General features: G+C 37.7%; 10 protein-coding genes and 1 pseudogene. 6 read left to right on the top strand and 5 right to left on the bottom strand.

Annotated elements, in window-relative coordinates; translation table 11 throughout:
• Nucleotides 1-474 precede the first annotated feature (474 nt).
• From OSH00_RS12225 to OSH00_RS12215, 3 genes are all read left to right on the top strand, one after another.
• Nucleotides 475-600: a KGW motif small protein gene (locus OSH00_RS12225; RefSeq protein WP_266130634.1), complete on the top strand. Its 126-nt coding sequence runs from the start codon at nucleotides 475-477 to the stop codon at nucleotides 598-600.
• A gap of 162 nt (nucleotides 601-762) precedes the next feature.
• A complete protein-coding gene (locus tag OSH00_RS12220) occupies nucleotides 763-1,275 on the top strand; it encodes a hypothetical protein (RefSeq protein ID WP_266130633.1) in 513 nt (170 codons plus the stop codon).
• A 4-nt stretch (nucleotides 1,276-1,279) separates the two neighbouring features.
• Nucleotides 1,280-1,687, top strand: coding sequence for a hypothetical protein (locus OSH00_RS12215; RefSeq protein ID WP_266130632.1), 408 nt, complete (start codon nucleotides 1,280-1,282; stop codon nucleotides 1,685-1,687).
• A gap of 131 nt (nucleotides 1,688-1,818) precedes the next feature.
• On the opposite strand, the gene gltP is transcribed toward OSH00_RS12215, so the two are convergent.
• The 5 genes and pseudogenes from gltP to OSH00_RS12190 all read right to left on the bottom strand — a co-directional run bounded on the left by gltP (nucleotide 1,819) and on the right by OSH00_RS12190 (nucleotide 8,374).
• Nucleotides 1,819-3,108, bottom strand: coding sequence for a glutamate/aspartate:proton symporter GltP (gene gltP, locus OSH00_RS12210; RefSeq protein WP_058967429.1), 1,290 nt, complete (start codon nucleotides 3,106-3,108; stop codon nucleotides 1,819-1,821).
• A 270-nt stretch (nucleotides 3,109-3,378) separates the two neighbouring features.
• Entirely contained in the window at nucleotides 3,379-4,494 is a 1,116-nt protein-coding gene (locus tag OSH00_RS12205; RefSeq protein WP_266130631.1) for an ABC transporter permease, read from the bottom strand.
• Nucleotides 4,487-5,620, bottom strand: a complete 1,134-nt coding sequence (locus OSH00_RS12200; RefSeq protein WP_266130630.1) for an ABC transporter permease — start codon at nucleotides 5,618-5,620, stop codon at nucleotides 4,487-4,489. The genes OSH00_RS12205 and OSH00_RS12200 overlap by 8 nt, the downstream gene beginning before the upstream one ends.
• A 2-nt stretch (nucleotides 5,621-5,622) precedes the next feature.
• A pseudogene (locus OSH00_RS12195) lies at nucleotides 5,623-6,570 on the bottom strand (HlyD family secretion protein); the annotation flags it as partial.
• Nucleotides 6,571-6,868: 298 nt separating this feature from the next.
• The gene (locus OSH00_RS12190) at nucleotides 6,869-8,374 is read right to left on the bottom strand and encodes a TolC family protein (RefSeq protein ID WP_266130628.1); all 1,506 of its coding nucleotides are present in this window, start codon (nucleotides 8,372-8,374) and stop codon (nucleotides 6,869-6,871) included.
• Between the two features lie 185 nt (nucleotides 8,375-8,559).
• On the opposite strand from OSH00_RS12190, the gene OSH00_RS12185 reads away from it, so the two are divergent.
• The 3 genes from OSH00_RS12185 to serC all read left to right on the top strand — a co-directional run bounded on the left by OSH00_RS12185 (nucleotide 8,560) and on the right by serC (nucleotide 10,749).
• Nucleotides 8,560-8,970 carry an SRPBCC domain-containing protein gene (locus OSH00_RS12185; protein ID WP_266130627.1) on the top strand — a complete coding sequence of 137 codons (411 nt, stop codon included), beginning with the start codon at nucleotides 8,560-8,562 and terminating at the stop codon, nucleotides 8,968-8,970.
• 62 nt (nucleotides 8,971-9,032) lie between these two features.
• Nucleotides 9,033-9,524 (top strand): GNAT family N-acetyltransferase, encoded by a 492-nt coding sequence (locus OSH00_RS12180; RefSeq protein ID WP_266130626.1) that lies wholly within the window; start codon nucleotides 9,033-9,035, stop codon nucleotides 9,522-9,524.
• A gap of 145 nt (nucleotides 9,525-9,669) precedes the next feature.
• Nucleotides 9,670-10,749 carry a 3-phosphoserine/phosphohydroxythreonine transaminase gene (gene serC, locus OSH00_RS12175; RefSeq protein ID WP_266130625.1) on the top strand — a complete coding sequence of 360 codons (1,080 nt, stop codon included), beginning with the start codon at nucleotides 9,670-9,672 and terminating at the stop codon, nucleotides 10,747-10,749.
• Nucleotides 10,750-10,827 lie beyond the last annotated feature (78 nt).

The raw sequence follows: 10,827 nt of genomic DNA, 5'->3' as shown, positions 1-10,827 counted from the left end.
AATTAATTGAGTCAACGTGGTGATCTAAAAGATCAATGCTTGGAAAAGTTCATTAAAGTTATTGTAAATACCCAAAGCATTATTTCAGTATTGAACATACGGTTCAGTGCGATTTAGACACAGCCATGATTCATCAGACTTTGATTGTGATCAACGTTTAAAACTTGTGACTTGATATGGAGATGATCATTATGTTCAAGTTGAATTCACAGAGCAAAAAAGATCAGTTTTTTTCGAATCGGATGACTATTGTTTTCCCCCTATTGAATAGATTCAACACAAAAATGTTTGACTGATTTCTGCACTAACATAGAAAGTTCTATCAGAAGGTATCGAATCAATATAAATGTCTGACTTGGGAAATTGTTACATTTCTAGGGTTGGTTTATTTCTTGCTTGTTATAAATTGTCTATTAAAAGACCAATGTTTTATCCCAAAGGTGTGCCATCGTATAGCAAAAATGAGGTGACAAAATGATAAGAACAGTGAACTACTCAACAGCAGAAAAGGTTATCCTTCGTCAAAAAGGATGGAAGTGGTTTAGTGCAGTTTTAGTTCTACAAATCGTCATTATTCTGAGTGCTTATTTTATTGCTTAAGTAATGGCTTTATTCGCATTCACTCACAAAGCCACTTGATTGTGGCTTTGCATAAACTGATTTTGATGATATTTTTATAAAAATGATTGCTTTTGTTATTTATCTAAAATTTCTAAAAATTTATTGAGCTTATAAAAATGATGAGAAAAATGGGATTTTAATATGTTGAAAATGATTCCTGTACTTTTTGCACTTATAGGTCCTCAATTTACGAATGCTAAGGATATCCAGATTGGATCACTAATCGATATTAAGGCACTAAATTGTGATCAACTTTTTCAAAAGCCAGAAAGCAAAATTACAGCATTATTGCGTGATTTTAACGCAAAAGGACCAAAGCAGATCAAACTCAATAAATCAAAACAAATCATGACAATTGGAGGGAATACATACTCGGGAATACAAGGCCACCAACACTATAAAACAGCACATTTAGAACAAGATGATTTAGCCGTAGATCATCAGGTTTTCGGCGTACGATTGATTAAAATTGCATTGCAAAAGCATCAGTCGGGTAAATCTCAGTCCAAAGGATTTTATTTTGTATTTGAAGGAACACCCACCACAATCACTTATCATTTACGTAAGGTAGTAGGGGATGATTGGAATATTGAGAATACTTTGGATGAAACACCACAAGGAAACTCAAAATTAAGCTGTGGTTATACAAGGTAAATGAATGTTTAGATTTATATTTTTAATCCCCATATTGATTTCAATTGGCGCATGTTATCCGATATATAAAACCCAAAAACCCCAACTGGCTGTGAATGTAGTCGATGAACAGGGAGCTGCTATTGTTGATGCAAAAGTGGTCTTAGTGACTACAGTACATCCTGCAAAAATAGATGATCAATATGATGAAAAGTTTAGCAATCAATTTGGAGCAGTAAACTTCGAAAAGCAAGCGCAATGGAAAGTTGAGAGTCTAATGATTCATGGCGTTCAGTTCTATGACTGGTATTTATGTGTTGCAAAAAATGGTTATATCACCCAAGATTTTATTGATGTCAATAAAAACAGTCAGATTAAAATCATTTTAAAGCAGGGGTCAACACCATCAAGGCAGTATCCCTACGCATGTTAAAATATGAGATATTCTGTTGAGTATGTACTCAATCATGACATGGAAAGCTCAAACTCATGATCGTCCATGATATTGATCAACAAGCAAATATAAAAAAACCACCCGAAGGTGGTTTTTCTGATCTTAAAAAATTAATGTGTGGCATCAAAATTATAAGATTTTTGTTTTTCGGTATCGAATTTGCCTTCCCATTTACTGATTACAAGAACAGCAAGTGCGTTACCAATTACATTTAATACTGTACGTGCCATATCTAAGATACGGTCGATACCCGCAATAAATGCCAAACCTTCTAGAGGTATACCGACACTGCCCAGAGTTGCCAATAGAACCACAAAAGACACACCTGGAACACCTGCGATCCCTTTAGAGGTAATCATCAGTGTAAGCACTAAAACAATTTGTTGGGTGATGGTCAAATCAATACCATAAAGCTGAGCAATAAAAATTGCCGCGATACTTTGGTAAAGCGTAGAGCCATCCAGGTTAAATGAATAACCAATCGGTACAACGAAACTGGTGATTGATTTAGGCGCACCATAAGCTTCCATTTTTTCCATCATACGTGGTAAAACGGTTTCAGAGCTTGCGGTTGAGTAGGCAAGAATCAATTCATCTTTTAAGATTTTGATAATTGTCCAAATACTGAAACCACAGAATTTAGCCACAAAACCAAGCACGATAAAGATAAAGAATAGAATTGCTGCATAAACCAATACTGCCAGTTTAATAAGCGGCAGTAACGAACTGAATCCAAAGTTTGCGACAGTTGCAGCGATCAAGCCGAAAACACCAAATGGTGCAAACATCATGATCATATGCGTTACTTTAAACATGGTTTCAGAAACAGCTTTTAATACATCGATCAAAGGCTGTTTGGTTTCTTTTGATAATGATCCGAGACCAATACCAAAAATCACTGCAAAGAAGATGATTGGCAACATATGCCCATCGCTCATTGCAGCAAAGATATTCGGTGGAATAAGTGAAAGAACGGTATTTACTAAACCATGAGCTTCATGACTGACTTCCTGTGTCGTTTCTTTATATTGAGAAATATCAGAAGTTGTCAGTGTAGACATATCAATGCCTGCGCCTGGCTGGAATACATTCGCAGCAACTAAGCCCACAATGATGGCAACGGTCGTAATAATCTCAAAGTAAATAATGGTTTTTAAGCCTAATTTACCGACACTTTTACTGTCACCTGCATTGGCAATCCCTAAAATCAGCATGGAAAGCACAAGTGGAATTACAATCATTTTGATCAGATTAATGAAAATCTTACCTAATGGTTGTAGAAAGTTTGCAACGATGTCATTACGAAGTTCAGGAGAGTTGTGCAGGAATGCACCAACAAGGATACCTAAGAAGAGCGCAATAACAATTTGCCAAGCTAGGCTAATTCTCATTTTCTTCATACTGAGCCCTTAAAATTCAGATTTTGGCGAAAAGAAAACTCTATCAAAAAAATGAAAAAAAAATCCCGCTAAAGTATGTGGGTACTTTAGGGTGGGAGATTCTGAACATTCAGAGTATTTTGAAAATGGTGTATTCTGCCGCTATTTGATGCTGTAATACTAATATTTTTATTCAAAATACGTTTAATTGATTAAAAATAATTCAGTTTGATTAAATTATTCGATGTGATTGTGAAATTTTATTAATTATATGAATTATATTTTACATATTCATTCTATTTGTTTATGTATTTTGCTGAGTCGGATATAAGCCCATATCATCAAAATTCCAAACAGAAATCCAAGATAGATCAGCTTGGGAACAACAATATGAGTGGGTACGCCCATTTGGTTGAGCTGGATAAATAAATTGATGCCTTGTGTTGATGGTAAAATATGAGCAAATGCCTGCATCCAATGTGGCATTGCCTGTAATGGCCAAGCAGCACCCGATAATAGAAATAAGGGAATTGATGTAAAAACAATAACATGTCCAGCGCGTTCTGAAATATCCAGATAACTTGCTAGAACCATCGCCATTGCAATCACACAGCTGATAAATATAGGTACTGCAAAGAGCATTCCCCAAAAATTTCCACCTCGTGGATAATCATTCAACCAATAGGTAAAACCAAATAAATAATAACAACCCAAACAGCCAATGGTTAAAGCGGCTAAATAAATCGCTAAAAACTCAGGCAGTGTGGCACGCCAGTGTTGTTCACGATAACCAGCAAGCAGCATACATAAACCTAAAACTATGGTTTGATGGATAATTAAAGGTGCGATTGCTGGGAAAATATAACTGCCATATCCCGATAAAGTATTAAAAAGTGGAATTTGATGAACAGGAACTGGAGGTTGAAAGTGCGAAATTTTGCCAAATTTTTCTGCGTATTCTGCAATTGTATTTTCAATTGAAGTCGCCAGGCCTAAACCAATTTGTTTGGTTTTAAGGAAATAAGCACTACTTAAATATAAACCTATGCCACCTTCTTCGCCCCGTACAACGCTATTGGACAAGTTCTCAGGCAATAATAAAATGCCATCCGCTTTCTGTTGTTGAAGCATTTGTTTGGCGTGTTCGAAATTACCTGTAATTTCTGTAACTGCAACATTGGGACTTTTCGAAACTTGAACAATAATCTCATGACTTAAAAAACTTTGCTCTTCATCTACAATAATGATGGGTAAGTTTTCTGCGGTCTGGGCTTTATAGGCAGTAGGATAAAAGAAACTATAAAAAAATACTGAAAGAACCATGGTGGTCAATATGGATGAATTTTTCGAAATATTCTTAAAAGTGGCAATATATTGTTGAGCAAGTGCTTTTAAAAAATTAATCATACTGTGCTCCTTGATTAACTTTTTTGAGCAACAAAGTCGATATTACAGCATAAAATAGGCAGTATATGGCAAGAATCGCGAGTGGAATCATTGAGATAAAGACAGGGCTACCTACGACCCATTGTTCCGTTTGCAATTTTGCATAAGGTGTATAGGGAATAATATTTGCCCAAAATTGGGTGAAAATAGGTGCATTATTTAAAGGCAGGGTGACGCCTGCAAAACTCAAAGAAGAACCACCATAGACCGCAATAAAGCCAAAGGTTTTAGATAAATTTTTGGTTGCGAGAACAACTGTGCTACTGATTAATGCATAGGCTGTATACAGCAAGAACTGTCCTAGCAAGATCATCGATAAACTTCCGGCAATAAACCATCCCCGAATTTCGACCAACCAAAACATCCATAACCATGTCCAGAAACAGAAGATCAATACATAGACCATATTTTTAGCCAACAATGCAGCAAAGATCGATCGTCCTTGTATCCATTGCTTGACACTTGCATATTTCAATTCTTGACCTACTGCAAATGCAACGCAACAACAGAGCAAGAGGTGCAAAATTGCAGGAATCATAAAAGGTTCTAGATAGAATTCATAACTGAGATTGGGATTAAATAATGGTGAAATTTTGACATTCGGTGTCGAAATCTCAGCATATGGGATTTTGTTTTCATAGTAAGCGTGCTGTGCAAAGTCACCGATGGCTTCAACAGTTGAAAGTAGCATTGCAGATGAAATGCCATTTCCGATACTGAAATAAGACTGGTTAAACGCAATACTGATTTGTGCATCTTGTGCTTGTACCAATCTTTGTTCTGCGCCTGCGGGGATGTGTACATAACCCCAGATTTTGGTCTGATTCAGTAAGTATTCAACTTGATTTGGGTCGTTTGAAACGGTATAAATCGAAAGCGTGTGATTAAGACTAAGGTATTTCTCAATATTACGGCTTAATTCACTTTGATCCTGATCGATAATGGCAATTGGTAAATGTTCTGCTTTGCCTGCATAAAACATGCTGCTGAATAAAACGATGACAAACAAAGGGGCGAGTGTAACTAAACATAAATCCCATTTATGTGTGAACAGATATCGAAGCTCTCTTTGTATGTTCGCCCACATGTTTAGTGATGCTCTTGAAGTTTAAAGACCACACTCATGCCTACCTTTAAGTCTGGCAATCTTTCAGCAGGAGTCAATTTAATTTTAAAACTACGAATATCATATCCACCTGTTTGTCGTGTGGTTTTAATGGTTGCAAATTCGCCTTCCGCATCAATGTTTTTAATATTAAATGCAACATTTTTATTTAATGCTGGAACAAATCCTTCAAGTGATTTGGCTTGATAAACCTGCGCATATTGGTCTTCCCTCACATTTAAACTTACCCATTTTTCGTCATCTTGGAGAATACTGACCACAGGTACGCCAATTGCAACCAATTCGGACGGTTTTCCGTAGGTTTTAGATACAGTGCCACTTACAGGTGAATAGAGCTTGGTCTCTGCTTCTAGAGCATTTGCCTCCGCAACAGCAGCTTTCGCAATTTCAACTTGCGCATCCGCACCTGATTTTTGCTCAGCAGTACTTCCGCGCTTTGCACGTGCATATTGTTGATAGGCGGCTTCACTCATCTGCGTTGCCGATTGAGCCGCAGCATACATTTCATCACGGCGCTGACGAGAAATTACACCTTGAGCAAAGAGATTAGCGCCGCGTTGATAGGTTGCTTTAGCAAGGTGTTCTTGTGCCTTTACACTCTGCCAATTGGCGTAAAGGGTATCAATATTTTCTTGTTGAGAGCCGCGATCAGTTGTAGATTGTAATGCCAATGCTGATTGTAGAGTGGCAAGAGCCTGCTGTTTCTTCGCTTCAATTTCTGGGCTGCTCAATGTGACTAGAAGTTGTCCCTTATGCACTCTTTGTCCATCACTGACAAAGATACCTTCAATTCGACTGGGTACTTTGGTGCTCACATGCAGTGTTTCTGCTTCTACCCGCCCTTGAACATCTACAGTTTTAGGTTGATAGCTTTTCCATAATCCAAAAGCAATCAATCCGATCAAAAGAATGAAAATAATCAAACCAATCACAATACCTTTTTTAGATTTGGAGGGATGATTGTTGACTGTAGCAGGCTTGACAGCTTGCGCTCTTTCATCACTTGGCTGAGATTGGGCAGCGTCCTCAACCGAATTGGGCACATGATTATTCTGCTGGTTTGATGTGTCATCATGTTCAGGAAGTTGATCTGAAGATTGCGTATTGGCGGTATTGTCGTGTTGATCTTGAGTATTTAACTTAGAATCCGATGCTGAATCATTAGGCGTATTCTGATGGTTATTTTCTTGTGTCATTTTAAGCTCCATCTCAACGAATATAATCGGTGTTGGTTTGATTAACGTAGTCTTTGAACTGAGAAATTGAGCCATGGCTTTGTAGGAGTGTAGCCAAGGACATTACATATTTATAAGCATTGAGTGCTTTTTCAGTTTTTAATACGCTTAATTGATTCTGTGCATCAATCACCTGACTTGCTGTACCCATGTCTTCTTTAAATGACAATTGCTGAATACGGAGATTTTCTAAGGCAGCTTGTTCATTTTGTTGCAACAGCTGATTGGATTGCTGAGCGGTACTTAATTCACTATAAGATTTGTAGATAATATTCTCAATCTCTTGTTGGGTACGTGCAGTCATCAATTCTGTCGCATAGCGCTGTAATTCGGCAGCTTGGACATTTTTATTTTTATCAACGCCTGAGAACAGGTTATACCGGGCAGCGACACCTACGATCCAGTTTTGGTTGTGATCTAGGCTATATTCTCCAAAAGCGAATAGGGTAGGTTTCTTGGTTGCACTTTGGATTTTGACATTTTGGTTAGCCAATTGTGTATCCATCTGCAGCTTTCGAACCAGACTTGAAGTTTCAGGATAAGAATCAAGCAACTGTTTCAGTGACTGGCTTTGTTGGCGATTGACAAAAAGTGGAGTGGTCAGTTGGTCGATACCTGATTTATTGAGTAAATTCCCCAATTGAAACTGACTGGCTTGTAAATTTGCCACGGCATTTTGTTCAGTACGCAAGGCATTATTTCGTGCAACCTCGAATTGCATGCGTTGTCCTTTACTGACAAAACCCTGTTTTTCGAGTTTGAGGGCATTGTCATAGTGTTGCTGCATTGCTTTAAGGTTGAAACGGCTGGCATCCACAAGCTGTTGTTGTAATTGCACATTAAAATAAGCCTGTATCACTTCAAAACGTTGGGTATCCTGTTGCTGTTTAGCATCTAGTTGGCTACGTTCAGCCTTCAGATTGGCAATTTGTTTGGTGCTTGAAGTAATCCCCCCAGTATAAATTGGCATCATTAAGGAAACGGTCGGGCGAACAACTTCATCTTCTAACACAACGTTTGCTGTGTCTGGAATTAAGCCGATACCACTGTGAATACCTTGGGTTAATCCCTGTTTTAAAGGATCGGTGATCGTGGAAGGAATGTTCTGTTCTGACTGCCATTGGTCAACACGTTCATTTACACCTTGTGATAGGGTTTGTTCTAGATTGTTTTTCACACTGTTTAAAGGAAGATCAGTTTCTGTATGAAATTTATAAGCACGGACATTCAAGTCTATGCGGGGCAAACCCATATTTTTAACCGCTTCAGCTTGAAGTTTCGATGCTTGATTTAAGGCATTACTGGCTTGAGTTGTATACGAGTTTTCAAGTAAATATTGTTCTGCTTGACTATAGCTTAAATTTTCAGCAAAGCTCATTTGCCCGATGATCAGGCTGTAAAAAACATATCCGAAAGTTGAAAGTTTAAGTGTTTTGGATAATGCTTTTCTATTTTTAAGGTGTTGTGATTTGATCAGCATAATCTTTTGCATCTGACTAAATTTAAAAACTATTTTACATGGAAAAGGCTGGAGTAAATAATCTAAATAACCATAAGAATATGTGTAGTTTTGTAGTTTTATAAAGTATATATGGTTGATTAAATTATAATCACTACCGGGATATTTAAATAACAATCAAATCTTAAAAAGAGATGGAGTTGAAAATGTCAAAAATTACTGTGGAATCTTTAGTTGAGGCACCCATCGATGTGGTATGGCGTATTTATAATAATCCTCAGGATATAGAGCAGTGGAATACAGCTTCGCCAGATTGGCATACGGTTAATTCGAAAAATGATTTACGTGTGGGCGGTGAGTTTTCAAACCGCATGGAAGCTAAAGATGGCAGTATGGGCTTTGATTTCGCAGGGACGTATACGGATATTATTCCACATGAAAAGATTGCTTACTCGTTTGGAGAGCGCAAAGCAGAAATCACCTTTGTTCAACAGGACCAAGCTGTATTGGTTCGTATTTGCTTTGACCCTGAAACGGTCTATCCATTTGAACAACAGCGGGCGGGATGGCAAGCCATCTTAGATAATTTTGCACGCTATGTGGAAAAGAGAATTTAAGACTTTTAATGATATTAAATGATGATCAATGAAATATTTACCTCAATGGATTGAATACTGTTTTGATGAGTTCAATACGATTGCAATTAAAACCATTTACTTGCAATGATGCAGAAGAGTGTTATGGCTGTATTACCCCTACGCTGACAAAGTATATGTCTTGGGATCCGCCTCAAGACAGAATTGCCTTTGAAAATATTTGGCGAACATGGTTAATCACCATCAAAGATGAATCAGATTGGGTTTTTGTAATTCGAAATCAATTAAATGATGAGTTTTTGGGTTTGGTTGGTTTTCACCAAGCAAAGCAATCAAGACCTGAACTTGGCATCTGGATTAGAGAAGATCGCCATGGCTTTGGATATGGAAAAGAGGCTGTCACAGCAATTGCTCATTGGGCTTCACAACATTTTAATTTTGAAGCTTTTATCTATCCTGTTGCAATTGAAAACGATGCAAGTCGTCGTATTGCAGAATCATTAAATGGAACTCCTGTTTATTGTTCGCAACAACCTAAATATAAATCGATGACTTACCTGATTCCCAAAACTTAAACAACATTCAAATTTTGTTATTGAAATCTTAGCTCTAAATATGCAATTACATTGAAATATTGACTGATAAAGCTACTGCAAGAAAAGGCGATTTGTGGTTAAATGCGCCTATTTCATTCGTTTCACTTTATAAAAGGGAAAAATCATGCGCGCGTACAATTTCTGTGCTGGTCCTGCTGCATTACCTACTGCCGTTTTAGAAAAAGCTCAAGCAGAGTTGTTGGATTGGCGTGGTAAAGGCTTATCCATCATGGAAATGAGCCATCGTAGTAAAGACTATGTGGCTGTCGCAGAAAAAGCAGAATCTGATTTACGTCAATTGATGAATATTCCAGAGAACTACAAAGTATTGTTCTTGCAAGGCGGGGCATCACTTCAGTTCTCAGCAATTCCACTCAATTTATTGGGCAAAAACTCAAAAGCGGATTATATCCATACAGGGATCTGGTCTGAAAAGGCAACTCAAGAAGCACAGCGTTATGGTGATATCCATATTGTTGAGGCAGGGACAACAATTGAGGGTAAATTAGCCATCTCTGAGCAAAGCATGTGGAATTTGTCTGATGATGCAGCGTATGTTCATTATGCCGATAATGAAACGATTGGTGGAATTCAATTTGCAAATATTCCTGAAACAGACAAACCTTTGGTTTCAGATTTCTCATCAAGCATTTTATCTGCGCCACTTGATGTTTCGAAGTTTGGTTTGATTTATGCCGGTGCACAAAAAAATATTGGACCTGCAGGATTAACATTGGTCATTGTTCGCGATGATTTGTTGGATCAGGCAAAACCTGAAATTCCTAGCCTGTTGAAGTATGCTTCTCAAGCAAAAAATGATTCTATGGTCAATACGCCTGCGACGTATGCTTGGTATTTGTCAGGTCTGGTATTTGAGTGGTTGCTTGAGCAGGGTGGGGTAGATGCAATGCATAAAGCCAACCTTGAAAAATCTAAATTACTCTATGGCTATATTGATTCAAGCGATTTCTATAACAACCCAATTGCTGTTCAAAACCGTTCAATCATGAATGTACCTTTCACATTGGCTGACGATGCACTGGATAAATTATTTTTGAAAGAAGCAGAAGAGAACAATCTATTAAATCTTGCGGGTCACCGCTCAGTAGGTGGGATGCGTGCAAGTATTTATAATGCTGTACCATTACAAGGTGTACAGGCATTAGTCAACTTTATGGATGATTTTGCTCAACGTAATGGCTGATCTGTTTGAGTGAAAAAATGCATACGCCATCTGGTCTAAGGTGGCTCTTTGCTGTAAACAAAGAAGAACAGATAATCT

The sequence above is a fragment of the Acinetobacter nematophilus genome (genome assembly GCF_026344175.1).
GTDB lineage: Bacteria > Pseudomonadota > Gammaproteobacteria > Pseudomonadales > Moraxellaceae > Acinetobacter > Acinetobacter nematophilus.
Note: the sequence above shows the minus strand (reverse complement) of the source record. Positions and strands in the feature narration are given on the sequence as shown.

Coding starts and splice junctions, on each gene's coding strand:
- OSH00_RS12225 (WP_266130634.1), top strand. CDS start 475: ATGATAAGAACAGTGAACTACTCAACAGCAGAAAAGGTTATCCTTCGT.
- OSH00_RS12220 (WP_266130633.1), top strand. CDS start 763: ATGTTGAAAATGATTCCTGTACTTTTTGCACTTATAGGTCCTCAATTT.
- OSH00_RS12215 (WP_266130632.1), top strand. CDS start 1,280: ATGTTTAGATTTATATTTTTAATCCCCATATTGATTTCAATTGGCGCA.
- gltP (WP_058967429.1), bottom strand. CDS start 3,108: ATGAAGAAAATGAGAATTAGCCTAGCTTGGCAAATTGTTATTGCGCTC.
- OSH00_RS12205 (WP_266130631.1), bottom strand. CDS start 4,494: ATGATTAATTTTTTAAAAGCACTTGCTCAACAATATATTGCCACTTTT.
- OSH00_RS12200 (WP_266130630.1), bottom strand. CDS start 5,620: ATGTGGGCGAACATACAAAGAGAGCTTCGATATCTGTTCACACATAAA.
- OSH00_RS12190 (WP_266130628.1), bottom strand. CDS start 8,374: ATGCTGATCAAATCACAACACCTTAAAAATAGAAAAGCATTATCCAAA.
- OSH00_RS12185 (WP_266130627.1), top strand. CDS start 8,560: ATGTCAAAAATTACTGTGGAATCTTTAGTTGAGGCACCCATCGATGTG.
- serC (WP_266130625.1), top strand. CDS start 9,670: ATGCGCGCGTACAATTTCTGTGCTGGTCCTGCTGCATTACCTACTGCC.